This is a genomic window from Alphaproteobacteria bacterium LSUCC0719, assembly GCA_040839025.1.
Lineage (GTDB): Bacteria > Pseudomonadota > Alphaproteobacteria > Puniceispirillales > Puniceispirillaceae > UBA8309.
The window spans coordinates 1-26015 of sequence record JBFPJN010000004.1; the positions used below are offsets into that span (position 1 = coordinate 1).

21 protein-coding genes and 2 tRNA genes are annotated in these 26015 nt (G+C 58.9%); 12 read left to right on the forward strand and 11 right to left on the reverse strand.

Annotated elements, in window-relative coordinates; all coding sequences use genetic code 11:
* Position 1: 1 nt before the first annotated feature.
* From AB3X55_08520 to AB3X55_08545, 6 genes are all read right to left on the reverse strand, one after another.
* Positions 2-78, reverse strand: a tRNA-Met gene (locus AB3X55_08520).
* Between the two features lie 100 nt (positions 79-178).
* Positions 179-370, reverse strand: coding sequence for a hypothetical protein (locus AB3X55_08525; protein ID MEX0503624.1), 192 nt, complete (start codon positions 368-370; stop codon positions 179-181).
* A gap of 101 nt (positions 371-471) precedes the next feature.
* Positions 472-548 (reverse strand) — tRNA-Ile (locus tag AB3X55_08530).
* A 167-nt stretch (positions 549-715) separates the two neighbouring features.
* Positions 716-2719 (reverse strand): RNA polymerase sigma factor RpoD, encoded by a 2004-nt coding sequence (rpoD, locus tag AB3X55_08535; GenBank protein MEX0503625.1) that lies wholly within the window; start codon positions 2717-2719, stop codon positions 716-718.
* A gap of 87 nt (positions 2720-2806) precedes the next feature.
* Entirely contained in the window at positions 2807-4504 is a 1698-nt protein-coding gene (gene dnaG / locus AB3X55_08540) for a DNA primase (GenBank protein MEX0503626.1), read from the reverse strand.
* Between the two features lie 123 nt (positions 4505-4627).
* A complete protein-coding gene (locus tag AB3X55_08545) occupies positions 4628-5098 on the reverse strand; it encodes a GatB/YqeY domain-containing protein (protein MEX0503627.1) in 471 nt (156 codons plus the stop codon).
* 254 nt (positions 5099-5352) lie between these two features.
* Between AB3X55_08545 and carA the strand changes: the two genes are divergently transcribed.
* From carA to AB3X55_08565, 4 genes are all read left to right on the forward strand, one after another.
* A complete protein-coding gene (gene carA, locus AB3X55_08550) occupies positions 5353-6546 on the forward strand; it encodes a glutamine-hydrolyzing carbamoyl-phosphate synthase small subunit (protein ID MEX0503628.1) in 1194 nt (397 codons plus the stop codon).
* Between the two features lie 2 nt (positions 6547-6548).
* On the forward strand, positions 6549-9797 hold the full coding sequence (gene carB, locus AB3X55_08555) for a carbamoyl-phosphate synthase large subunit (protein MEX0503629.1): 3249 nt from the start codon (positions 6549-6551) through the stop codon (positions 9795-9797).
* A 198-nt stretch (positions 9798-9995) separates the two neighbouring features.
* Positions 9996-10490, forward strand: a complete 495-nt coding sequence (gene greA, locus AB3X55_08560; protein MEX0503630.1) for a transcription elongation factor GreA — start codon at positions 9996-9998, stop codon at positions 10488-10490.
* 94 nt (positions 10491-10584) lie between these two features.
* On the forward strand, positions 10585-11922 hold the full coding sequence (locus AB3X55_08565) for an HNH endonuclease (protein ID MEX0503631.1): 1338 nt from the start codon (positions 10585-10587) through the stop codon (positions 11920-11922).
* Here the strand turns inward: AB3X55_08565 and AB3X55_08570 are convergent.
* A complete protein-coding gene (locus AB3X55_08570) occupies positions 11919-12407 on the reverse strand; it encodes an Lrp/AsnC family transcriptional regulator (protein MEX0503632.1) in 489 nt (162 codons plus the stop codon). The two genes, AB3X55_08565 and AB3X55_08570, sit on opposite strands and share 4 nt — an antisense overlap.
* Before the next feature lie 189 nt (positions 12408-12596).
* On the opposite strand from AB3X55_08570, the gene AB3X55_08575 reads away from it, so the two are divergent.
* Positions 12597-13661: a mitochondrial fission ELM1 family protein gene (locus tag AB3X55_08575; protein MEX0503633.1), complete on the forward strand. Its 1065-nt coding sequence runs from the start codon at positions 12597-12599 to the stop codon at positions 13659-13661.
* 65 nt (positions 13662-13726) lie between these two features.
* On the opposite strand, the gene msrP is transcribed toward AB3X55_08575, so the two are convergent.
* From msrP to AB3X55_08595, 4 genes are all read right to left on the reverse strand, one after another.
* Positions 13727-14692 carry a protein-methionine-sulfoxide reductase catalytic subunit MsrP gene (msrP, locus tag AB3X55_08580; protein MEX0503634.1) on the reverse strand — a complete coding sequence of 322 codons (966 nt, stop codon included), beginning with the start codon at positions 14690-14692 and terminating at the stop codon, positions 13727-13729.
* Positions 14693-14771: 79 nt separating this feature from the next.
* A complete protein-coding gene (locus AB3X55_08585) occupies positions 14772-16013 on the reverse strand; it encodes a pyridoxal phosphate-dependent aminotransferase (protein ID MEX0503635.1) in 1242 nt (413 codons plus the stop codon).
* 47 nt (positions 16014-16060) lie between these two features.
* Positions 16061-16627 (reverse strand): hypothetical protein, encoded by a 567-nt coding sequence (locus AB3X55_08590; protein ID MEX0503636.1) that lies wholly within the window; start codon positions 16625-16627, stop codon positions 16061-16063.
* Positions 16624-18018, reverse strand: coding sequence for an AAA family ATPase (locus AB3X55_08595; GenBank protein MEX0503637.1), 1395 nt, complete (start codon positions 18016-18018; stop codon positions 16624-16626). Before AB3X55_08595 ends, AB3X55_08590 begins: the two co-directional genes overlap by 4 nt.
* 254 nt (positions 18019-18272) lie before the next feature.
* Between AB3X55_08595 and uvrB the strand changes: the two genes are divergently transcribed.
* The 7 genes from uvrB to AB3X55_08630 all read left to right on the forward strand — a co-directional run bounded on the left by uvrB (position 18273) and on the right by AB3X55_08630 (position 25998).
* Positions 18273-20438, forward strand: coding sequence for an excinuclease ABC subunit UvrB (gene uvrB, locus AB3X55_08600; GenBank protein ID MEX0503638.1), 2166 nt, complete (start codon positions 18273-18275; stop codon positions 20436-20438).
* 431 nt (positions 20439-20869) lie between these two features.
* Positions 20870-22792 (forward strand): excinuclease ABC subunit UvrC, encoded by a 1923-nt coding sequence (gene uvrC / locus AB3X55_08605; GenBank protein MEX0503639.1) that lies wholly within the window; start codon positions 20870-20872, stop codon positions 22790-22792.
* A gap of 96 nt (positions 22793-22888) precedes the next feature.
* The gene (pgsA, locus tag AB3X55_08610; protein MEX0503640.1) at positions 22889-23449 is read left to right on the forward strand and encodes a CDP-diacylglycerol--glycerol-3-phosphate 3-phosphatidyltransferase; all 561 of its coding nucleotides are present in this window, start codon (positions 22889-22891) and stop codon (positions 23447-23449) included.
* Positions 23442-24017: a molybdopterin-guanine dinucleotide biosynthesis protein B gene (mobB, locus tag AB3X55_08615; GenBank protein MEX0503641.1), complete on the forward strand. Its 576-nt coding sequence runs from the start codon at positions 23442-23444 to the stop codon at positions 24015-24017. The genes pgsA and mobB overlap by 8 nt, the downstream gene beginning before the upstream one ends.
* Positions 24014-25270, forward strand: coding sequence for a gephyrin-like molybdotransferase Glp (gene glp / locus AB3X55_08620; protein MEX0503642.1), 1257 nt, complete (start codon positions 24014-24016; stop codon positions 25268-25270). Before mobB ends, glp begins: the two co-directional genes overlap by 4 nt.
* Positions 25267-25548 carry a molybdopterin converting factor subunit 1 gene (gene moaD, locus AB3X55_08625; protein MEX0503643.1) on the forward strand — a complete coding sequence of 94 codons (282 nt, stop codon included), beginning with the start codon at positions 25267-25269 and terminating at the stop codon, positions 25546-25548. The genes glp and moaD overlap by 4 nt, the downstream gene beginning before the upstream one ends.
* A 3-nt stretch (positions 25549-25551) precedes the next feature.
* Positions 25552-25998, forward strand: a complete 447-nt coding sequence (locus tag AB3X55_08630) for a molybdenum cofactor biosynthesis protein MoaE (GenBank protein MEX0503644.1) — start codon at positions 25552-25554, stop codon at positions 25996-25998.
* Positions 25999-26015: the final 17 nt, after the last annotated feature.

Below are 26015 nucleotides of genomic sequence, written 5' to 3' on the forward strand. Positions count from 1 at the left end.
ATGGTAGCGGAGGAGGGACTCGAACCCCCGACACGCGGATTATGATTCCGCTGCTCTAACCAGCTGAGCTACTCCGCACTTGAACCTGACACCACAATTCCCGACATCACTCGGCATCCAGTTTCAGACCGTCCCGCAGCAGCCGGTTGAGGCGCGTCTGCCAGCCCTTCTCCTGTGGTCACTTCAAGGCCGCGAGAACGTCGAAATCGAGCCGCACCGAAACATGCGCCTTTCTGGCGCCGGCGGGGCGGCCGCGCCGGATGACCCTTGCGTCGGGCGACGTTGGCCAGGTATCCGGGTCCTCCGCGATCTGCCGCTGGATGTCCCGCTCCTCCTCGGCTGTATTGTCCCTGATATCCGGTTTACCCATCCTGAAACTCCTTTCGCCAGATCGCGATTTCCGTCTGGTCGGCCCTTCGCGCATTTGACGGACGCTGAACGCGGTCTTTTTCTGCTATCTGCGGCGTAGGTTGGTGGGCCCGGCAGGACTCGAACCTGCAACAACACGGTTATGAGCCGTGGGTTCTAACCAATTGAACTACAGGCCCCCAAGGGTGGACTGACAATGGCGATCCCGCCTGTCATATCATCTTCACGCCATGCAGCATATACACCCCATCAGGCCGGTCGGCCAGAGGCGAATGCCATTTTTCAATGCCAGAATGCCGCTACAGCATGCCGCTACAGCATACCGCGCAATCCGAAGATGTGACCACTAGTTCTCGAGGAACGAGCGAAGCTTGCGCGAGCGCGAAGGATGCTTCAGCTTGCGAAGCGCCTTGGCCTCGATCTGGCGGATCCGCTCGCGCGTGACGCTGAACTGCTGCCCAACCTCTTCCAGTGTGTGGTCGGTATTCATACCGATGCCAAAGCGCATCCGCAGAACACGTTCCTCACGCGCCGTCAGGCTGGCCAGAACGCGGGTCGTCGTCTCGCGAAGATTGGCGTGGATGGCCGCATCCAGCGGCTGCACCGCATTCTTGTCCTCGATGAAATCGCCAAGATGGCTGTCCTCTTCATCGCCGATCGGCGTCTCAAGGCTGATCGGCTCCTTGGCGATCTTCAGAACCTTGCGAACCTTGTCGATCGGCATCGACAGCTTTTCGGCAAGTTCCTCCGGCGTCGGCTCGCGGCCAATTTCATGCAGCATCTGGCGCGAGGTGCGGACAAGCTTGTTGATCGTCTCGATCATATGGACAGGAATACGGATGGTGCGCGCCTGATCGGCGATCGAACGTGTGATCGCCTGGCGGATCCACCAGGTCGCATAGGTCGAGAATTTATAGCCGCGGCGATACTCGAACTTGTCGACAGCCTTCATCAGGCCGATATTGCCTTCCTGGATGAGATCAAGGAACTGCAGGCCGCGATTGGTATATTTCTTGGCAATCGAGATCACCAGACGCAAATTCGCCTCGACCATTTCTTTCTTGGCGCGCGCGCTTTCACGCTGACCGCGCTGAATGGTCTGGATGATGTCACGGAATTCGGCAACCGGCAGCCCCACATCGTCAACCACCAACCGGATCTTGCCAAGAATGTCATCCAGCTCGTCGGCATGCTGCGCCTTCAGTTTGCGCCATTGATTGCTGCGATAGCCGTCACCAGGCCATGATTCGACACATTCGCGGCCGCTCCAGGCGTCAAGAAGCTGGTCACGCGGAATGCCGGCATCGGTGGCAATCCGCAACAGCCGGCCATCAATTGTCGTGACATGCTTGTTCAGGGTGAACAGCTGGTCGGTCAGCGCCTCGATCCGCGCTGGATTGAAATTCACGCCTTCCATCAGTTCGACAAGCCGGATCTTGTACTCGAGATGGGTTGTCTCGCTGCGGGGTGACAGCGCTTCATCAGCCGCCATCCTGGCAAGCCGGCGATCCTGCGAGCGGGTGAATTGCTTGAACAGCGCGGCAATCTCGTCAAACAGCGCCATCATGTGGTCACGCACCGCGTCTTCCATCGCCGCAAGCGACATGTTCAGGTCATCGCCGTCATCGCCGGTATTTGCATCGCGGGTCGAGGTGTCGGTATCGGCGTCACCATCGGACGATTCCTCGTCTTCGGACTCGTCGTCTTCCTCTTCTTCCTCTTCGTCAAGATCGGCATCATCGATACCGTCACCCATCGAACTCATCACGTCCTGCTCGACCGGACCGCCATTGATTTTGGCATAGGTGGTTTCAAGGTCGATAATGTCGCGAAGCGGCACCACGCCATCGGCGATCTGATCGCGCCAGTGAAGCAGGGCCCGAATTGTCAGAGGTGATTCGCAGATCCCACCGATCATCATCTCGCGACCGGCTTCAATACGCTTGGCAATGGCGATTTCGCCTTCGCGCGACAGCAGCTCGACACTGCCCATCTCGCGAAGATACATCCGCACCGGGTCGTCCGTGCCCGATACATCGCTGTCGGACACATTGCCCGCGGCACGGGTTTCCTCTTCATCACCATCAGATGAATCGTCACCATCCGCGGCCTCGACGACAGACACGCCCATCTCGCTGAGAGTGGACATGAATTCGTCGATCTGTTCAGAGGTGAAATCCTCGGTTGGCAGGGCCGCGTTCAGCTCGTCATGCGTGACGTAGCCGCGCTCCTTGCCAAGCTTCATCAGCAGCTTTTGCGCCTGCTGGGCAGCATCGGTATCAGGCGCGTCGACGGCACCATCCTGCTGTTGGGTTTCAGATTCGGTCTGCTGTGATGCCTTGGATGCCATTTATATCGTCTGCTTTCCTTAGTACGGTCGGGCCTTGGTGCGGACGGGCCGCAACGGTCAATGGATCGGTCCGGTCAGAAACAGGAATCAACGCGGCACCGATGCCGCGCTGGAGAAAAGCCCTGACGATCCGCCAACAAGCTGGAGCAACTCCCTTAAATGCTGGCCGGCATCAGTGCCGGAAATTTTGCCTGGGTCGAATGGCATTCGCGCTTTCATCTCGTCCCCCTCAAGCACGCCAATCGCTTCCGCCAAATTCAACCCATCTAGATGATGCCTCAGCGCCGCCGCGTCAAGGTCAGGATCGCGAATTACCGCATCAATTGCCGCTTTTTTCAGCGCTTCGAGGCCCACATCGCCGGACTCGATGGCAAGAAGCGATTCGAACATGTCCGGCACCAGCTCCGGATGGGCCAGAATCAGCGCACAGATGGCCCGGTGTCGGTGAATGGCGCCAGCCGCAGGACGACGCACGCGCGGCCGGGCCATGCCGCCAAATGTGCCGCCGGCCCCTCTGGCCCTGCCGGCCGTGCGCATGGCGGCGATCCGGGCCTCGATCTCGTCTGAAAAGGCACCGCGAACCTGACCATGACCAATCTGCCGGACCTGATCGCGGATCGCCTGCCAGAATTGCGCGCGCTGCTCCGGCTGGCGCAGATCGTGCTGGTCGCCGGTGATTGTCCACAGGCTGTCGACAAGCGAGCGCGCCGTTGACAGCACCTTCAGCAGACCATCGCCGCCCTCGCTCTGCAGCAGATCGTCGGGATCCTGGCCTGCCGGCAGCACCGCAAGCCGCGCCGATTTGCCCGGCTGAAGCTGAGGCAACAGACGTTCCAGCGCCCGTGCCTGGGCCCGCTGTCCGGCGGCATCGCCATCGAAACACAGGACAGGCTCGTCATGAAGTTTCCAGAGCAGCCCGATCTGTTCTTCGGTCAAGGCCGTGCCGAGCGGCGCCACAGCCGTCGCAACGCCACTTTCCTGAATCGCGATGACATCCATATAGCCTTCGGCGACAACAAGCGGCAGACCGCGTCGCAGCCCTTCGCGGGCCTGCACCCAGCCATAGAGGACGGTTTTTTTGGAAAAGGTCGGTCCCTCGCCTGAATTCAGATATTTCGGCTGCGAATCACCAAGTGCCCGCGCGCCGAATGCAATCACCCGACCCTGGCGGTCCTCGATCGGGAACATCACCCGATCGCGGAAATAATCATACAGCTCGCCGTCACGGTCACTTTTCCTGATCACGCCGGCGGCAAGCATGTCATCATCGCTGAACCCGCGTGCCGCCAGTGCGGTACGAAGCCCGCTTCGCGGCGCATAGCCAAGCCGGTAGGTCGAGATCACCGCCTCGCCAAGACCACGTCGCTTGAGATAGGCGGCAGCTGTCTGGCCGTCATTGCGCTGCAGAGCCGCCTGAAAGACCCGTGCTGTTTCTTCGAGTATATCAAGCGCGGCCTTGCGTTGACGTGTACGCTGCGGATCCTCGGGGGCGCTTCGCGGAACGGCAAGCCCGGCCATGCCGGCAAGTCGTTCGACAGCCTCCATGAAATCCAGCCCATCTGTTTCCCGAAGAAACGAGATCGCATCGCCATGCGCGCCACACCCGAAGCAGTGATAGAAGCCCTGATCGTCGACAACCGAAAATGACGGTGTCTTTTCCGAATGAAACGGGCACAGACCGCTGAACCGACGCCCCTTGCGAACAAGCTTTACCCGCTTGCCGATCAGGTCGGACAACGGCACCCGCTGACGCAGATCTTCGATGAATTCCGGCGGTACGGCCATTCCCACTCCGACAGACGGCTGACCAGCCCCGAAAGCGGGGCCTGACGATCCGGACCAAGACGCCGGACTATGATGCCGAACCATAATGGGTGCCGCTTCGGCAATCGGCAAGCCGCCGACGGGCTAGCCGCGATCGAGAAGTGCGGCCTTGACCTTCTGGCTGGCGACCGAAAAATCCATCTGGCCGGCATGTGTGCTTTTCAGATGGCTCATGACCTGGCCCATATCCTTTATGGAAGCCGCGCCGGTGGCCTCGATTGCAGCGTCGATGGCGGCGGCAATCTCGGCATCGCCAAGCTGGGCTGGCAGAAACCTGATGATGATCTCGATTTCAGCTTCCTCGGCCTCGGCCAGCTCGGGACGGTCACCATCGCGATACATCTTTGCCGATTCGGTCCGCTGCTTGATCATTGTCTGCATCATCGACAGGATTTCCTCGTCGCTGATTCCATCCTGATTGCCGCTGCCGCGTGCCGCAATGTCGCGGTCCTTCAGCGCAGCGCTGATCAGGCGCATGGTTGCCAGCGCTGTCTGATCCTTTGCCTTCAGCGCATTCTTCATTGCCTCGGCAATATCTTCGCGCAAATTTGCCATAATGTCCCCGCCCTGAAATCTGTCCGTATAGCCTGGGCACCAGTCATGTAACGCCTGAAGGCTGCCGGGTCTTAGCGACAAAACACATATTTCGCAAGAGGTGGTCACAATTTGAGGCCGGCAGCCACTTGACCGGCTGCCATGCCTTATGTATCACACACCGGCTCTGCAGAGTCGCCGCCGCTGACGGGGATCCGTCGGTCGGCATCGCGCTACAGGGTCACCACTATAGACGATTTGCTGCAGGGATCTCAATGGCGCAGAACATGAACTCTGGCCGGACCGGTGCCGCGCCAAACCAGGGTCGGGCGAAACCGACCGCCGTTCTTGTTCTTGGTGATGGTTCAGTTTTCGAAGGTTACGGGTTTGGCGCCGCGACGACAAATGTCGGCGAGGTCTGCTTCAACACCTCGATGACCGGCTATCAGGAAATTATGACTGACCCGTCCTATGCCGGGCAGATCATCACCTTTACCTTCCCGCATATCGGCAATGTCGGTGCCAACGCCAAGGATTATGAAACGGATACACCGACCGCACTTGGCATGATCACCCGCCAGCTGCCGACAGAACCTGCCAACTGGCGCAGTGACACGCCGCTGCCGGCCTGGATGGAACGTCACGGTCTGCCGGGCATTGCCGGGATTGACACCCGCGCCCTGACCCGCCGCATTCGCGACGCCGGCGCGCCAAACGGTGTGCTTTGCCACGCGCCGGATGGCAATTTCGATATTCCGGCCCTGACCAGAATGGCCAATGAATGGCCCGGTCTTGCCGGCATGGATCTGGCAATCGAGGCGACCATTGATGCCGAGACCAGCTGGCAGGAGGGAAGCTGGGATATCGCCACATCCAGCCACCGCGCCAGCGCGGCGACACACCGTGTTGTGGCGATGGATTTCGGCTGCAAGCAGAACATTCTGCGCTGCCTGACGGATGCCGGGTGCGATGTCACGGTGGTGCCTGCCGAAACCGATGCCAAGACCATTCTGGCGATGCAACCCGATGGGGTGTTCCTGTCGAACGGTCCCGGCGATCCCGCCGCGACCGCGGGCTATGCGGCAACACAGATCGCTGCCCTGATCGAGGCTGACATGCCGGTCTTCGGGATCTGTATCGGCCACCAGCTGATGGCACTGGCAATGGGGGCGAGGACACACAAGATGGAGCGTGGCCACCGCGGCGCCAATCACCCGGTCAAGGATCTCGCCACGGGTCGGATCGAGATCACCAGCCAGAATCATGGCTTTGTTGTCGATCCCGACTCGTTGCCGGAAACGCTCGAGGTTACGCATCTGTCACTTTTTGATGGCTCGATCGAAGGCCTTCGGCATCGCGACAAGCCTGCTTTCTGCGTGCAATACCACCCCGAATCCTCACCCGGTCCGCATGATTCGCGTTACCTGTTCGACCGGTTCACTGCGCTCATGGACGGGCGGAAAGGATAAAGATGCCGCGTCGTGACGACATCAGCTCCATTCTGATCATCGGCGCTGGCCCCATCATCATTGGCCAGGCGTGCGAATTCGACTATTCCGGGGCGCAGGCCTGCAAGGCGCTCAAGGCCGAGGGATACCGGGTCATTCTGGTGAATTCCAATCCGGCCACCATCATGACCGATCCGGGAATGGCCGACGCCACCTATGTCGAGCCGATCACACCGGCGACTGTCGCGCAGATTATCGAGGCTGAACGGCCTGACGCGCTGTTGCCGACCATGGGTGGACAGACGGCGCTGAACACCGCGCTGGCACTGGAAAAGGATGGCACCCTGGCGAAATTCGGCGTCGAAATGATTGGCGCCAGACCTGATTCGATCGAAAAGGCGGAGGACCGTGAACTGTTCCGCCTGGCGATGGAAAAGATCGGCCTGCAATGTGCCCGCGCCAGAACAGTCAATAATTACGAGGATGCTGCCGCGGCGCTGGACATCGTTGGATTGCCAGCCATCATCCGCCCGTCCTTCACCCTTGGTGGCGAGGGCGGCGGCGTTGCCTACAACCACGCCGAATTCGAAGAGATTGTCCGGAACGGCCTGCGGCTGTCGCCCGTCAGCGAGGTGCTGATCGAGGAGTCGATCCTTGGCTGGAAGGAATTCGAGATGGAGGTGGTGCGGGACACCGCCGACAACTGCATCATTGTATGCTCGATCGAAAATATGGATCCGATGGGGGTTCATACCGGTGATTCGATCACCGTGGCACCCGCGCTGACATTGACCGACAAGGAATATCAGGCGCTTCGCGATGCCTCGCTTGCCGTGCTTCGCGAGATTGGCGTCGATACCGGCGGATCGAACGTACAATTCGCTGTCTGCCCGGATACCGGGCGCATCATCATCATCGAGATGAACCCGCGGGTCAGCCGGTCTTCGGCGCTGGCATCCAAGGCAACAGGATTCCCGATTGCCAAGGTGGCGGCGAAACTTGCCGTTGGTTACACGCTCGACGAGCTGGCAAACGACATCACAGGCGTGACCCCGGCAAGCTTTGAGCCGACGATCGACTATATCGTCACCAAGATCCCGCGCTTCACCTTCGAAAAATTCCCGGGGTCCGACGCCAAGCTGTCCACCTCGATGAAATCTGTCGGCGAGGCGATGGCCGTTGGCCGGTCATTTGAGGAAAGCCTGCAAAAGGCTCTGCGGTCGATGGAGACAGGCCTGTCGGGACTTGACGAAGTGCCGATGCCGGAACCGGACGAGGCGCTTGGCGGCGACCCGCTCCGCGGGTGGCTTGGCGAATTCGTGCCCTTCCGCATCCTGAGGATCGCGCAGGCGCTTCGGTCCGGCATGTCGATCGACGATCTCCACGCCATCACCAGCTGGGACAAATGGTTCCTCGAGAGGATCGCCACCATCATCGCGGCAGAGGCATCGCTTGCCACTGACGGCATGCCGACAGACGCAGCGTCGCTGCAGCAGCTGAAATCGATGGGATTTGCCGATTCCCGGATTGCCGCACTTGCCGGTATACCGGCCGCCAAAGTGGCCGAGGCCCGCCGCGCCGCCAACGTGCATCCGGTCTTCAAGCGCATCGACACATGCGCCGCCGAATTTGCCGCCGAAACAGCCTATATGTATTCGACCTATGAGCCGGTGCTTGGGGCCGAATGCGAGGCCGCGCCGTCAGATCGCAAGAAGGTTGTCATCCTCGGTGGCGGGCCAAACCGGATCGGCCAGGGTATCGAGTTCGACTATTGCTGCGTCCATGCCTGCTATGCGTTGGCGGATGCCGGCTACGAGACGATCATGATCAACTGCAACCCGGAGACGGTGTCGACCGATTATGACACGTCCGACAGGCTGTATTTCGAACCGCTGACAGATGAAGATGTCATTGAAGTCATCCGGCGCGAATCCCAGGCCGGCACCATGCATGGTGTGGTTGTCCAGCTTGGCGGCCAGACGCCGCTGAAAATCGCGGCGGCACTCGAAGAGGCCGGCATTCCAATTCTTGGCACCAGCCCGGATGCGATCGATCTTGCCGAAGATCGCGAGCGGTTCCAGAAGCTGGTCAATGATCTTGCGCTCAGCCAGCCACATAACGGCATCGCGCATTCGGCTGAAGAGGCCCGCGACATCGTCGCCACCGTCGGATTGCCTGTGGTGATCCGGCCGTCCTATGTCCTTGGCGGTCGGGCGATGGAGGTGGTTCACCAGCTTGCCGACCTTGAACGCTATATGCGGGACGCTGTGGTTGTGTCCGGCGACAATCCGGTATTGATCGACAGTTTCCTGAGCAATGCCATCGAGGTGGATGTCGACGCGCTGTGCGACGGCACCGACGTCTATATCGGCGGGATCATGGAACATATCGAGGAAGCCGGCATCCATTCCGGTGATTCCGCATGTTCGCTGCCGCCACAGACCCTGTCGGACACGCTGCTTGCCGAAATCCGCCGCCAGACCGAAGATCTTGCACGGGCGCTTGGCGTTGTCGGACTGATGAATGTGCAGTTCGCGATCAAGGATGACCGCATCTATCTTCTCGAGGTCAATCCGCGCGGAAGCCGCACCGTACCGTTCGTCGCCAAGGCCACCGGCGTGCCGCTAGCCAAGATTGCCGCGCGCGTGATGGCCGGGGAAAAGCTGGCCGGCTTTGCGCTGTCCGAGATCTCGCTCAACCATGTCGCGGTAAAGGAAGCCGTCTTCCCCTTCGCCCGCTTCCCCGGAAGCGATGTTGTCCTTGGACCGGAAATGAAATCAACCGGCGAGGTGATGGGAATCGACAGTGATTTCGGTCGGGCGTTCGCCAAGAGCCAGCTTGGTGCCGGGGTCGATTTGCCGCTTGCCGGCAAGGTGTTCGTGTCGGTGCGGGATGAGGACAAGACAGCCTTTGTCGCGATTTGCCGCGATCTGGTCGATCTCGGGTTTGACATTCTGGCAACTGGCGGCACCACCGGGATGCTGACAGAGGCCGGCGTGCCGGCTACCCGCATCAACAAGGTGATGGAAGGCCGCCCGCATGCTGTCGATGCGATGCTGTCAGGCGATATCCAACTTGTCTTCAATACCGCCATGGGCGCTGCCTCGATGCAGGATTCTTTCTCCTTGCGTCACACGGCATTAAAGAACAAAATTCCCTATTATACGACGGTATCAGGCAGCCGTGCTGCGGCGCAGGCCATTCGGGCCCTGCAGCAGGGCAACCTCGGTGTTCGCACACTGCAGGATTTCCTGTCCGACATAGCCAGCTGACACCAGCCCTGCGTCCCACGGCTGCAGGTGATCCGGGGATGCTGGCGCGATGTGGCGTTTTCGGGTCATTGCCCCAATCGGGATTTTATGGGCGGAGCCGCATGTGCCAAGGCATTGTGCAAACGGGTTAATCAGGGGCCATGATACGGTCTGAATGTCTATGAGCTTAACAGCGACGGATTGAACGGCGACAGAACGATGGAAAAGATTCCTTTCACGCCCCAGGGGCTGGACGCAATCAAGGCGGAACTCGCACACCTGAAGGGGCATGAGCGCCCGACCGTGATTCAGGCCATTGCCGATGCGCGCGAGCATGGCGATTTGTCCGAGAATGCCGAATATCACGCGGCGCGTGAACGCCAGTCCTTTGTCGAGGGACGGATTTCCGAGCTTGAGGATGTGACAAGCCGCGCCGAAATCATCGACGCCACCAAGCTGAGTACCGAGAAGGTGACCTTTGGCACCACGGTCGAGGTCGCCGACGAGGATACGGACGAGGAATCCACCTATCATATCGTTGGCCCCTATGAGGCCGATATCACCAAGGGGCTGGTATCGACATCGTCACCGATCGCGCGCGGTCTGATTGGCAAATCGGTGGGGGATTCGGCCGAGGTGCATACCCCCGGCGGCGTGAAAAGCTATGAAATCCTGTCGATTGCCCTGTTCGACATGAGCAAGGTGGCGGGGTAGGGGCGAGCCTTTTGTTCCGCTGCCTGCGCCGACTTTAACGACAAATTAACGAGTAATGACGCACCATTCCCGTCCACACAGACGGGAGGGCGTGATGGCGCGTTGGAATGATCTTCCCTGGCGGGAAGAGGTTTATGCGGCAGCAGATGTTTGGAAGGAGCGGTGCCTACTGAATGACGGTGCGCTGTTCAGTGACGCTAAAATATGGACACTTGAGAACATTCAAGCGCTCTATCAGCGTCTGCAATTTCTCCAAAAGCAAGAAGGAAAATTTTGGGAGAAGCTAATCATACAAATGAAGGACGCTTCTGCTGACAGCATCCAGCTCCAAGCGGAATTGCTCTGGTTCGTTCGTCTTTTTCCGATCGGCAAGCAAATGGATCAAACTGATCCCCATTCAAAAATTCTCGTATCGACAAAGAGGAAGGATATTGCGCGCATTCTTTCATGGGGTCGCTTACCGATGCCCGAAAGCCCCCTTCTATCAGAGGGGGTTCTGCTTGGAATAGGAAAACCCGGACCAGCGTATTTGCAGAAATTGCCGTATATGCAGTTGTTTTTGACAAAGTTTCTACAAAGCTGGAAATCCTTGTCAGACGAAGAGAAACTTCACCTTTTGGAACCGGAATCAGCGTTTGAGTTCGCGTCACATTGCGACAATTTCTTGGAAAACGATCTGTATAATTCTGGCGACGTACTTCCGCTTAGACACGCGCTAGTTTTTTTATTGTTTCCTGACAGCTTCGAGCGGATGGTGAGCACAAAGCATAAAAAGGAAATCGTACGGGATTATTGGAACAAATTATCTGTGCAACAGAGAGATATGTTTTTTGATCTCGGTGGAGTCGGGTCGCCGTTAGCTCTGGACAAAGCAATCCTCGTTATACGAAGAGAACTTGTGCAACAGCACAGGACTAATGAGCTCGATTTTTATCGAGGCATACTGGACCTCACATGGGGCATGGTAAACAAACCTTACCCTTCAAAGGAAATGGCCGTTAACGAAATTCATGTCGCCAAATCACAAAGAGATATGCATAGCGACGGAGAAGCCGAGCGGTTCGAAAACCTGGAAGCAAGGGAAGATGCCGACGAAAAACTGTCAGAAGGTGAAAAGACACTCCTGAGCCATTACCGCCGAGAACGAAGACCTCAACTTCGCGAAACAAAATTGAGAGCTGTGGAGAAGAGATACGGGGTCCTGAGATGCGAGTGCTGTGGCACTGAGGCAGAAAGCTATCCATCTGAATATCGAAAAAGCATCTTTGAGGTGCACCACAAACGCCCGCTTGCCGAAGGACCTAGCCTGACAGGGATGGATGATCTCGCACTCCTGTGTGCCAACTGTCATCGAGCCATTCATGTCGATGCAGAGTTGCCCGAAGTGGATGCTTTCAGTCGGAAGATCGGAAAGCTGACTGAAAGCCCCTAACCCGCATCCAGCCCGTCGATCGGCACACCCGGCATGTTCTTGGCCGAGCGGATGGCAAGTGCCGTCTTCACATGGCTGACATTCGGTGCCGGCGTCAGGCGGGTGGTCAGGAATTTCTGAAAATCATCCCAGTCATGGGCGACAATCTTCAGCAGGAAATCGGTCTCGCCCATCAGCATGTGGCATTCGCGCACCTGCGGCCATGAGGTGACCATCTCTTCGAACAGCTGCAGGTCTGCCTCGGCCTGGCTGGTCAGCCCGACAAAGGCAAAGACCTGTACCGTATAGCCGAGCGATTCCGGGTCCAGATCGGCATGATAGCCGCGGATGATGCCGGCATCCTCCAGCCCGCGGACACGGCGCAGGCAGGGCGGTGCCGAAATGCCGGCGCGCTTGGCCAGATCGACATTGGTCATGCGCCCGTCATCCTGCAGATCGCCGAGAATCTGGCGGTCGACGCTGTCCAGCTTCACCTTGCCTGTCATGATGCCCCGTATTCGGATTTGTGAAATGGTTCAGGCCATGCATTTGCATGGATCCTGAGACAAGACTAAATGCGGCCCTGTCCCGGCGCAAGAAAATTGCGAAATATTATTGCGTAACACCCCCGTATTTCCTACGAATGAAATCGTGCCGCTATCAGGAGACAGGCCGCTATCAGGAGACAGGCCGCAATGCAGGATGCCACTTCCCGCAAGACCGAACCGGATCGGGACAATGCCGTTCAGATCTGGACCGTCAGCGACGGCACGGCAGGCATGCGGGTTCAGGCCATGGCGCTTGCCGCGGCGCTGCAACGGGCCCGCCCCGGCTGGGATGGCGCCGAGTTCACCATATCGCCCCACAATATGGTCCGGTTCATGCCGCGACTGGCGGCATGGATGCCAGGCCTGCCACTTTATGCCGCCGCACGGCCCGATCAGCCATTCTCGCGTCCCGATGCCGGACGCTTTCCCGACATTCTGATCACCTGCGGACGGCGGATGGCCGGCTATGCGCTGGCGCTGCGGCGGCGGGCCCATGCCGCCGGCACCGCAACGCAGATCATCCATATCCAGGACCCGCGCCTGTCGCCGCGCCTGTTCGATGCGCTGGTGGTGCCGCGCCATGACGCGGCGCGCGGGCCGAATGTGATGGTGACCACCGGGTCGCTGAACCGCCTGACACTGGGGTCGATCCAGCGGGCGATGATGGAACTGCCCTCGCGCTGGCTTGGTGCGACGCGGCGCACCGCGGTGGCGGTGATGCTGGGTGGTGACAACAGACGCTATCGCGTGACCCCCGACATGGCCGACGCGATGGCCACGCGCCTTGCCGGCTTTGCCGATCACAACGAGGCCCAGCTTCTGCTTGTCGCCTCGCGGCGGACGCCGGACGGGCTGGTTGACCGGATCACGGCCGCACTGCCGGACGGGCAGGTCATGCTGCCACAGGATGACGAGCCGAATATCTATCCCGGGGTGCTGGGGCTGGCACAGGCCACCATCGTCACTGCCGATTCGGTGAATATGGTCAGCGAGGCGGCGATCAGCGGCAAGCCAGTGATGATCGCGCCCTGGCGGAAGACGAGCGCCGGCAATCCAAGCGGCGAGCGCCGCCGCATCCGCGCCTTTCACGACGCGATGTTCGCCGCCGGCCATACAGTGCCGCTTGGCGACAGGATCCCATCAGGACCGTTCGAGCGTCTGGACGAGATGGACGGGCTGGCAGAAAAGCTGCTGGACCTGCTGGGGCGTTAACGGAAAATCAAACCTTCGCGGGGGACTCTGCCCCTCCAGCGGCTCCGGGCGCAGGACCAAGCCCCCTAATAATACAGCTCCCGCTGGTCCCGTACCGGCAGGTTGGCATACAGATATTCGACCTCGTCGCGATAGCCGTTGAACAGCAGGGTCGGCACGCGCTCGTCGGAGCCAAGCATGCGTTCGCTTTCCTGTGACCAGCGCGGATGCGGCACATTCGGGTTCACATTCGCCCAGAAGCCATATTCATTGCCCGCAAGCTGTTCCCAGAACGAAACCGGGCGCTGGTCGGTAAAGGTAAAGCGGCGGATCGACTTGATCCCCTTGAAGCCGTATTTCCACGGCGTGACCAGCCGGATCGGCGCGCCATTCTGGTTCGGCAGCGGCTTGCCATAGATCCCGGTGGCAAGGAAGGACAGCTCGTTCTGCGCCTCCTCGATGGTCACACCCTCGACATAGGGCCAGGGATACCAGCCCTGTTTCTGGCCCGGCGCCACATCCGGATCGAGGAAGGTTTCCATACGGATATATTTCGCACCCGACAGCGGCTTTGCGACCTTCAGAAGGTTGGCAAGCGGCACACCCGACCAGGGAACCGCCATCGACCACGCCTCGACACAGCGATGCCGGTACAGCCGTTCCTCGAACCCGCCCATCGCCGAGACCAGCGCCTCGGCATCGATCGTCATTTCGGCCTCGACCATGCCGTCGATGGTCACCGCCCACGGGTCGGTCACCATCTTGCGGGTTTTCTTCCAGATATTCTTGGACGACCCGAATTCATAGAAATTGGTATAGGTTGTGGCCAGTTCCTCGTCGGTCACCGCGCGGTCCAGGCCATAGACGTCATTGCGCCTGAAGGGATAGCCGCCAATCGCCGCCAGCGCAGCGGCCGGCGCAAAATTCGCGGCGGCGAGTCCCAGCCCGGCAAGACCGGCGCCCTTCAGCCATTCGCGGCGGTTCATCCAGACTGTTTCCGGGGTGGCGGCGGATTCGGGCAGTTCCCAGCTGCGACGGGTGCGGATCAGCATGGCGTGTCTCCCTGCGGTGAAATTGTCTCCAGCTGCCATATGACCCGGTCATTATGGCAGCAGTGAGGCGATGCGCGCGTCAGGACAGCTGGCCGACGACCCGCGCGATCCGGCCAAGCGCCTCGTCCAGAACATCGTCCGCGGCGGCAAAGCTCAGCCGGAAGGCCGGCGACAGGCCAAAGGCGATTCCCGGCACGATCGCCACCTCGCCCAGTTCCAGCAGCGTCGCGGCGAAATCGCTGTCGCTTTCGATGCGTTTGCCGTCGGGGCGGGCCCGCCCGATCAGGCCGCTGATATCGGCGAACACATAAAACGCGCCGTCGGGGGCCGGACAGGTGATGCCGTCAATGGCGTTCAGCGCCGCCACCACCTTGTCGCGGCGGCGGGCAAAGGCGGCGTTGTTGGCGGTGATGAAATCGGTCGGCCCGTTCAGCGCCGCGATGGCGGCGTGCTGGGCAATGCTGTTCGGACTGGAGGTGGATTGCGACTGCAGCTTGGCCATCGCCTTGACCAGCGGCGGCGGCGCGGCGGCGAAGCCGAGCCGCCAGCCCGTCATGCAATAGGATTTCGACACCCCGTTCAGCGTCAGCACGCGGCCCGCCAGATCCGGCGCCACCGCCGCGATGGTGGCGAATTCGAACCCGTCATAGGTCAGATGTTCATACAGATCGTCCGACACCACCATCAGTCCGGGGTGCTGGCGGATCACGGCGGCAAATTCGGCAAGTTCCGCCGCCGAATAGCCCATCCCGGTGGGGTTCGAGGGCGAATTGATGATGACCCAGCGCGAGCGCGGGGTGATGGCGGCGGCCAGCGCATCCGGCGTCAGTTTCAGCCCGTCATCGAACCCGGCCGGTACAAAGACCGGTTTGCCGCCGGCGACCTCGACAATGCCGGCAAAGCTGACCCAATAGGGGGCCGGGATGATCACCTCGTCACCTTCCTGCACGGTGGCCATCAGCGCGTTGAACAGCACCTGCTTGCCGCCGGTGCCGACCGACACCATGTCGGGCGTCACATGCAGCCCGTTCTCGCGTTCGAACTTGGCGCAGATGGCGGCCTTCAATTCGGGGATGCCGTCAACCTGGGTGTATTTTGTGTGGCCGTCATGGATGGCGCGGATCGCCGCCTCCTTGACATGCGGCGGGGTGTCGAAATCAGGCTCACCGGTGGCCAGCCCGATGACATCTCGGCCGGCGGCGCGCAGGTCGAGCGCCAGCGTCGAGATCGCCACCGTCGGCGACGGCGCGATGCGGGTCACGCGGTCGGCCAGCGAAATGGCGGCGTCGGTCGGCGGCGGGGTGGTGGTGCTGTCATCCATGACAACAGATGTGCCACAGGGAACCGATGGTGGGAAGGGGGATTGGGTTAACAACCACCTGAAGTCTTCAAATCACAATCGCAAGCCGTCGACCTGTATTTTGCTGCTTTCAAATGTCTATCTATCGACGCTGCTGGTGTTGTACATGGCTTGATTGCGACTGGTTTTATACCCTTCCAGTTCGGATTGTTGAATTGACACCTGAGCTTGGCTTCAATTTCCTTAAGTATCGGATAATCTTCAGATAATGCGTTATCTTTTGTAATTAAGCAACTTGCACGTGCCGTAATTCCGATCGCGATAGCGTCATAATCTTTACTTTTGATCAAAGCTTCCTTGTGGTTTCTAGCAGATGTTCGTTTGAACCTACGACGTTTGAGTTCCTTCAATTGGCAACTTTTCTTTATGACGTGCTCAGATTTTACATATTCGACCCGACCCTTGGATGCCGCAAGCTTGAAAAAGTTTCTATTTGCATTCACCAATTCACGATGAAACCTTGTGCCTTCAGATGTGAGTATTTTTTTCTTATCTGAATTGATGAGTTCACGGACCCTATCATCAAGCAACTCATCTGAAAAAACACACGCATCAACAATAAATCCACCTTTCATAACCAGACCTTTTCATATTCCGCGTCAAAGAACGCGCGATAGCATTTCGGGGCGTCAACCGGAATACCGTGCTCATTTAAGTGAATTGAATGGATTTTTACGCAATTTTTGCGTTTTTCAAAAAATAGAAGACCAACATCTTTTGGGCTTATGGTCCCATTCTTTATCTCAAAGGTAAGGCGATCTAAGATGTAGTCGCTGTGAGTTTCGATGAGAAATTTCTTATTTCCCTCAATTGCACGAGATATGAAAGTCGCAAACTCCGCCTGAGCTCGAGGGTGTAAATGAACCTCAGGTGGTTGAACCAAGAACATTGTATTAGCGGGTAAAGTTAATACGCTAAAAAGGAGCGGTAAAACTTGTGATACACCATAACCGACGTCAATTATGTTTGCCTTCACCTCTCCGGTAGTTATTTGAATCTCGAAAAGCTGACTTAAGTCATCATTTATCGACGAATGATCGATGCCATCAAAAAGTCCTGCTTTGTTGCCAAACTCGACTAACTTCTCCTGCACCATTTCATAGCGCCGTGGTTCTTGGCGTCCTAGCTGATACATCTGGACTGCGAAATTCATTCCCTGAGGATCAGGCTCTGCCTTTTTTGAATGAATAAATGAATAAAACCTCTGAGGATAACTCCGGATTGGAGCTGCGCACTGGCAGGTGGGCAAACAATTTTCAAAACCCATAAATGACGAAATCAGATCGGGTATGAAGCGAATAACCGACTCACTTTTCGAGCGTCTTTTGTTCTCAGGAGATTTCCTTGGCCCAAATTCAGGTGAGGTAGACAACCCAAATAATAACATTTGAAAACTTGGGAATAACGACTTTGAATACTCTTGCATCCTTTCAGAGTCTTGCAAGAATTTGTCAGGTCGCACAGTGTATTCAACTGTTGCGATATCGTTTTCTATGGTGATGAATTTATCTTTGGTGAAGGATTTATCTTTCGATTTGAATATACCCTCTGTTTGTTTGTTTCGTTTAATCTCGTATCGAACGCGTACTCTTTTTGAAGGCGTCGACGTCGCAAAATAACTAACTCCATCATTCCGTATAATCTCTAATTTCTTAACCTGAAGTTCACCAGCGTCATTCCCAAAATGCCACTGAAGTGAACTCCCTTCATCCGTAACGAAACTATATTTGATTTTGCGGGAACTTGGTTGACCTGTTGATTTATACAAGATGTTGTTGAACATACCCATGTCGAATGGTTCGCGGTTCAATCCATTCACACCCTCATGTAGAGTTGAGATGTGGTGTAACGCCGCCATGAATGAACTCTTACCCGAACTATTCTCCCCGATAAGGAGAGTAATTGGTCGGATTGGAATACGCCCCGTGTCTTTGAAACATCGGAAATTTTGGAATTGAACTTCCATTGCGACACCTCCCTTTTCAGGACACGTTATCCGATCAATGGTAAAAATAACGTAAAGGTACGAATGCCTTTCTTAGGCAACCAACACTCATTCACCCTCGCCCCCTTCCCTCGCCTGCCTGCACCGCCTATCTTTCAGCTATGGAAGACGCGACCCCATCGCCCGACATGCCGGCCCCCGGCCAGCCCGCCCCCGGTGCCGTGCCAGGAACCGGTACCGGCAGCCCCGAAACCGTGGATGCGTCTGTCGGCGAGATGATCATCACCCGCCCGCGCGCGCCTGCCGATTTCGACCTGCAGTCGGAATTTTCCCCGGCCGGTGACCAGCCGCAGGCGATTGCCGAGCTGGTCGAGGGAATCCGGAATGGCGAGCGCGACCAGGTGCTGCTTGGCGTTACCGGGTCGGGAAAGACATTCACCGCCGCGCATGTGATCCGCCAGATCAAGCGACCAACGCTGATCCTGGCCCCGAACAAGACACTGGCAGCGCAGCTCTATGGCGAGATGAAGTCGCTGTTCCCCGACAATGCGGTGGAATATTTCGTGTCCTATTACGACTATTACCAGCCAGAGGCCTATGTGCCGCGGTCCGACACCTATATCGAGAAGGAAAGCTCGATCAACGAACAGATCGACCGCATGCGCCATTCGGCGACACGGGCGCTGCTGGAACGCGACGATGTGATCATCGTCGCCTCGGTGTCCTGCATCTATGGCATCGGATCGGTCGAAACCTATTCAACCATGACCTTTCGCCTTGCCGTCGGCGAGGAGATCGAACGACAGACCCTGCTGCGCCGGCTGACCGAATTGCAGTATCGCCGCAACGACACCAATTTCGTGCGCGGCACCTTTCGCGTGCGCGGCGACAATGTCGAGCTGTTCCCGGCCCACCTCGAGGACAGGGCCTGGCGGATCTCGCTGTTTGGCGACGAGATCGAGGATATCTTCGAGATCGATCCACTGACCGGCGAGAAGACGGCGAAACTGCCGCAGATCACGGTGTTCGCCAATTCCCACTATGTTACCCCGCGCCCGACCCTGCAGCAGGCGACAAAGCTGATCCGTGCCGAGCTGAAGCAGCGTATCGCCGAATTCACCGAGCAGGGGAAATTGCTGGAGGCGCAGCGGATCGAGCAGCGCACCCAGTTCGATATCGAGATGATCGAGGCTACCGGATCCTGTGCCGGGATCGAGAATTACTCGCGCTATCTGTCGGGGCGCGGCGCCGGCGAACCGCCACCGACGCTGTTCGAATATCTGCCGGAAAACGCGCTTCTGATCATCGATGAAAGCCATGTCACGGTGCCGCAGATCGGCGCCATGTACAAAGGCGACTTCGCCCGCAAGAGTACGCTGTCGAACTATGGGTTCCGGCTGCCATCCTGCATGGACAACAGACCGCTGAAATTCGAGGAATGGGAGGGCTTCCGCCCGCAGACGATCCATGTCTCGGCCACCCCCGGCAAATGGGAGATGGAGCGCACCGGCGGCGTGTTTTCCGAACAGGTGGTGCGCCCGACCGGGCTGACCGACCCGGACTGTATCGTCCGCCCGACGACAAGCCAGGTCGACGACATCATCGCCGAATGCCGCGAGGCGGCGGCAAAGGGCCAGCGGGTATTGATCACCACCCTGACCAAGAAAATGGCCGAGGCGCTGTCGGAATACATGTATGAGGCCGGCATCCGCGTGCGCTATCTGCATTCTGACATCGACACGCTGGAGCGGATCGAGATCATGCGCGATCTGCGGCTTGGCGTGTTCGACGTGCTGATCGGAATCAACCTTCTACGTGAAGGGCTGGACATTCCCGAATGCGCGCTTGTCGGGATTCTGGATGCCGACAAGGAAGGCTATCTTCGCTCAAGGACATCGCTGATCCAGACCATTGGCAGGGCGGCGCGGAATGTCGACGGGCGGGTCATCCTCTATGCCGACAAGGTGACCGACTCGATGCAATATGCGCTGGACGAGACGAACCGCCGGCGGGCCAAGCAGGAGGCCTGGAACAAGGAACATGGCATCACCCCTGAATCGATCCGCAAGGACATCAATGACGTTCTCGATTCGGTCTATGAGCGCGGCGACCATGTCACGCCGGAGGCCGGTGCCAAGGCCGGCGATCTGGTTGGCAACAATTACGCCACGGTAATTGCCGACCTCGAGAAATCAATGCAGGACGCCGCCGCCAATCTGGAATTCGAGGAAGCGGCACGGCTTCGTGACGAGATTCGCCGGATGGAAGCTGCCGAGCTTGGCCTGACCGCCCCCGGCGTGCCGCAGGCCATCGCCCAGCGCCACGCCGATGCCGGACGCGATGCGGGCCGGATTGAGGGTCGCAAGGGCGGCTCCGGGGCGGCACGCTTTCCCGCAGGCACCCCCGGCAGCAGCCCGCGAAAACGTCCCCGTCGTCGCTGACAGGATGAAGACATTGTTGGCGATAACTGATTTTATTCGGTTTTTCAAAAAAGGATGAATCAGGCGTATTTTTTTGCATGCCCGGCTTGACAGCTTTCTGTCGGTAACGGACGAATCGGAGGCTGTTTTGCACAACTTCACATTTCTGTGTTGTGATCCGGATTTTACATCCGTTCACCCCAAAATTAGCAATAACTAATTCAGAATGACAATTGTAACCCAATGTATTAATTGACTTTTTCAAGATATGCCTAAAATTTCATCATTCCGTAAAATTTTCCATGTTTTCAGTCACCAAGACACGGCCATGGCATTTCATCCACATAGTTATCCACAGCTTTCGGGGATAGGTTTTCGCCTGTGAAACACCCGGATGCGGGCGGCGTGCCGCACCCCCTATCACCCCGGCCAGATGACGGTTAGATTGACGCATGATGACGGACGCAGATTTGCACGACAAGCTGAAGGATGGCGGCGGCGCCAACCTGCCACCCGACCTGTCGCGCGGCCTTGCCTATCTGAAGGGTGAGGTCCGCAAACTGACGGGCGATCCCGGCGTTTACCGGATGCTGAACGGTGTCGGCGAGGCGCTTTATGTCGGCAAGGCGCGCAATCTGGCGCGGCGTGTGACCAGCTATACCCAGCCGAACCGCCTGTCGAACCGGCTGATGCGGATGGTCAGCGAGACCGAGACCCTTGAAGTCATCGTCACCAAATCGGAAATCGAGGCGCTGCTTCTTGAATCGAATCTGATCAAGAAGCTGAAGCCGCGCTACAATATCCTTCTTCGCGATGACAAGAGCCTGCCGCAGATCCTGCTGACCGCCGACCACCCGTTTGGCCAGCTGACCAAACATCGCGGCCGCAAGACCCGCAAGGGTGACTATTTCGGCCCCTTTGCCTCGGCCGGGGCTGTGAACCGGACAGTGGCCGACCTGGCGCGGGCCTTCATGCTGCGCACCTGTTCGGATTCGATTTTCAGTGTGCGCACCCGGCCCTGTCTGCAATATCAGATCAAAAGATGCAGCGGCCCCTGTGTCGGGCTTGTCAGCGAACAGGACTACGCCGCCCAGCTTGACCAGGCGCGGCGGTTCCTGTCAGGCGCTTCGGCTGAAATCCAGCGTGACTACGCCGATCGAATGCACAAGGCGGCCGAGGCGCTGGAATTCGAGACAGCCGCAATCTGGCGCAACCGCATCCGCGCCCTGAGCGGCATTCAGGCAAGCCAGGACATCAATGTTCCCAACCTGCGCGACGCCGACATCATTGCCGTGGCACGCAGCGGCGAGCGATCCTGCATCCAGACCTTTTTCATCCGCGGTGGTTCCAATTACGGCAACAGGTCCTATTTCCTGACCCATAATGCCGACAGCAGTGCCGCCGACGTGCTGACGGCCTTTCTCGGCCAGTTCTATGACGACAAGGATCCGCCGTCGGAAATCCTGTTGTCGGACCGGGCCGAGGAACAGAACCTTCTTGCCGAGGCGCTGTCGACACGGGCCGGACGGCGGGTCAGGATCAGCCAGCCACAGCGGGGCGCGCGGCGCAAGCTTGCCGCCATGGCGATCCACAATGCCGAAGAGGCACTGGCCCGCAACCTTGCCGATACCAGCTCGCAGCGACGTCTTCTTGCCGAGCTTGGCGAGCTGTTCGTCATGGAGGCCGCACCCGAGCGGGTCGAGGTCTATGACAATTCGCACATTCAGGGTCAGCATGCTGTTGGCGGCATGATTGTCGCCGGCCCGGAAGGCTTCAACAAAGCCGCCTACCGCAAGTTCAACATCCGTGACAATGGACCCGAGGCGGTCACAGGCGGCGATGACTTCGCAATGATGCGCCAGGTCATTCGCCGCCGGTTCGAACGCGCGCTGAAAGAAGACCCCGACCGCACCAGCGGCAACTGGCCGGACCTGTTGCTGATCGATGGCGGCAAGGGTCAGCTCAGCTCGGTGCTGGAGATCATGGATGATCTTGGCGTCAGCGATATCACGGTGGTTGCGATCTCCAAGGGACCCGACCGCAATGCCGGTCGTGAACAGTTCCATATGCGGGGCCGCGACAGCTTTACCCTGTCACCACAGGCATCGGCCATGCATTTCCTGCAGCGACTCCGGGATGAGGCGCATCGCTGGGCCATTGGAACACACCGCGCCAAACGACAGAAAACCGAGCTGACCAGCCCGCTTGACGGCGTTCCCGGTATTGGTCCGAAACGCAAGAAAGCGCTGCTGGCGCATTTTGGATCGGCCCGCGCCATTTCCAGCGCCGGCCTTGATGATCTTGAATCAGTTGATGGAATCTCGAAAGCGGTGGCGCGACAAATCTATGATTGGTTTTACAGTGGTCATTCCTGATACGATGTACCAGCATGATCAACAACGCGCCGCTGAACCTGATACGGGCCGACCTGATATGGGCCGACCTGAAACTAGCCTGGGTAAACCTTGCCGATGAATATCGCGCTTAAATCTCTGCCAAACCTGATGACCGTCCTGCGGCTGGTCGTGGCACCGGTGGTCGCCATTCTGATCTGGACTGACGATGTGGCCAGCGGTTACGCACCGGCGCTGGCGCTATTCATCCTTGCCAGCATTTCGGATTTCCTTGATGGCTGGATGGCGCGCCGGCTGGGCATCGCTTCGAAATTCGGCGCCATGCTTGATCCGATTGCCGACAAGGTGTTGATCGGTGTCTGTCTGCTGGCCCTGGCCAGGGTGACAGGCGATGGCTGGCTGTTCTTCCTGCCGGCGCTCATCATCATCACCCGCGAGTTCCTGATTTCCGGCATACGTGAATTCATGGCCGGAAGAAGCGTGACAATTCCGGTGTCACAGCTGGCAAAATGGAAGACCACACTGCAGCTGGTGGCAATCGGGCTGATCATGGCTGCCCCTGTCTTTCCGCAGGTGCCTTTCGTGAACGAGGCCGGTCTGATCACCCTGTGGCTGGCGGCGCTGATCACAGCACAGACCGGCATAGCCTATCTGCGAGGAACGCTGAATCATGTCTGAGACATTGGATGCAGGCCCGCGCCTTGATGCGGCGCGCGCGCGGCACGGCCTGGTGATCGGGCTTGCCGGATGGTCCGGCAGCGGCAAGACAACACTTGCCGAACAGGTGATTGCCGGGCTGACCGCGCGTGGTCTTGAGGTTGCCACCATCAAACATGCGCATCACGGATTCGATGCCGACAAGCCCGGCAAGGACAGTTACCGGCACCGCGCGGCGGGGGCCCGTCAGGTTGTCGTATCATCACAGGCCCGATCGGTGCTTTTCACTGAAAATCGCGACCGCGGGGAACGCCGGCTTGAAGACCTGCTTGATGCGCTGTCACCTGCCGACATCGTGATTGTTGAGGGTTTCAAGCGTGAACCCATCCCGAAAATCGAAATCTTCAGGCTGGCAACCGGCAAGCCGCCTCTGTTTACCGAAGATGCACAGATCATCGCCGTCGCCACTGACGACGCATCCGCGCTGCCGACCGCGCCGCCGCATCTTCTGGACCTGAATGATGTCAGTGCAATCATCACCTTCATCTGCGAGCAGGCCGGCAACGGCACAATCGCGGCAGCATCATGAGCGATACGGCCGATCTCTATGGCGACAGCCTCGCCCCTGACCAGGCCGTGCAGACCCTGACGGCCGGCATTGCGCGTCTCACCGATACCGAAATCGTTCCGGTCGCCGAGGCGGCAGGTCGTCTGCTGGCCGCGGACATGGTGGCGGGGCATGATCTGCCAGCAACCAACAATGCGGCTGTCGACGGCTATGCTGTTGATGCGGATTTTCTGGCCAGCAACCCCGATCATGACTTTCCGGTCATCGGGCGTGCCGCGGCGGGACATCCCCATGCGGGTGAAGTTGGCCCGGGCCAGGCTGTCAGAATCTTTACCGGCGCGGTGATGCCACGCGGCGCAGACGCGGTGGCGATGCAGGAATTCTGCACCGCCGACGATGCGTCCGGCACCGTGCGAATCACCCGCCCCGTCAGACGTGGCGCCAACAACCGCCCTGCCGGTGAAAATCTGCGCACGGGTGAACTGATTGCCAGCGCCGGCTGCCGCATCGGCCCGGCCGAGGTAGGAATCGCCGCTGCCGCCGGAAACGCGCATATGACCGTGTTCAGACGACTTCGCGTGGGGTTGCTGTCGATGGGAGATGAGGTGGTTGCAGCCGGGTCACCCACCAAGCCTGGACAGCTCCACGACTCCAACCGGCCGATGCTGGCATCACTGCTGGAGAGTGACGGTCATCTGGTACAGGATTTCGGGATCGTTCCCGACAGGGCAGAGGCACTGACCGACCGTTATCGTGACGCCCTCGCCGATTGCGACGCCGTGATATCGTCCGGTGGCGCGTCCGACGGCGATGAAGACCACACCCAGGAGGCAATGCGGCGACTCGATATCACGCCGGCCTTCTGGCGGCTTGGCATAAAGCCCGGTCGTCCCATGGCAGCCGGCATCGCCACGTCAGGCGCGCCGGTATTGTGCCTTCCCGGCAATCCGGTTGCCGCCTTTGTCTGTTACCGGCTTGTCGCGGCACCGGTTCTTGCGACCATGGCCGGCGGCACGCCACCGGCCCTGCTCCGCTGTCCGATGAGATGCGGTTTCGAGCATCGCAAATCGCCTGGACGTGCCGAATATCTTCGGGTCAGACTTGCCACCGGTGCGGACGGCACGCCTGAAATGCTGCTTCACGGTCGCAAGGGGGCGGGCGTGCTGTCCTCACTGACCGGCGCCGATGGGCTTGTGGAAATTCCGGTTGAAAATGACGGTGTGGCTGTCGGAGACTATCTGGCCTTCATACCCTTCAGGGAGTCTGCATTGTGACCAATATCACCTCAGCACCGGCCAGCCTGTCGGTCAGATATTTCGCCTGGATGCGCGAACATACGGGGACCGGGGTCGAAACTGTCGCGCTACCGGACGGTGTGAGCTGTGTGGGCGAACTGGTCCCGCATCTGATCGCCATGTCTGATGGACATGCGCTGGCACTCAAGGACATGCAGGCGGTTCGCGTGGCGGTAAATCGCAACTATGGCGATCTTGACACAGCTGTCGCCGCCGGCGACGAGGTTGCCTTTTTTCCACCTGTAACCGGAGGCTGAGACGTGGCTGTTCGTGTGCAGACAGAGGATTTCGATGTTGGCGCTGAAAGCCGGGCGCTGCAGGCCGACGCCGTCGGCGCAATCGCGCTGTTTGTCGGGACCGTCCGCGGACTCAGCAGCGACAATGGCGTCACCGCGATGACATTGGAACATTATCCCGGCATGACCGAATCCGAACTTGAACGGATAGAGGCGGTCGCCCGTGCCCGCTGGCCGCTTGAGGATGTGACCATCATCCATCGTGTCGGCAGGCTTGAGGCAGGAGATCAGATTGTGCTCGTCGGTGCCGCGTCACCACACCGCCAGGCAGCCTTTGATGCGGCACAGTTCATCATGGATTTCCTGAAAACGGACGCGCCATTCTGGAAGGCCGAGGAACGCGGCGACAAGACAAGCTGGGTCGATGCCCGTGAAAGTGACGATGCGGCGCGGCGGCGCTGGGAAAGCTGACCGCGCGCCGTCGCAGT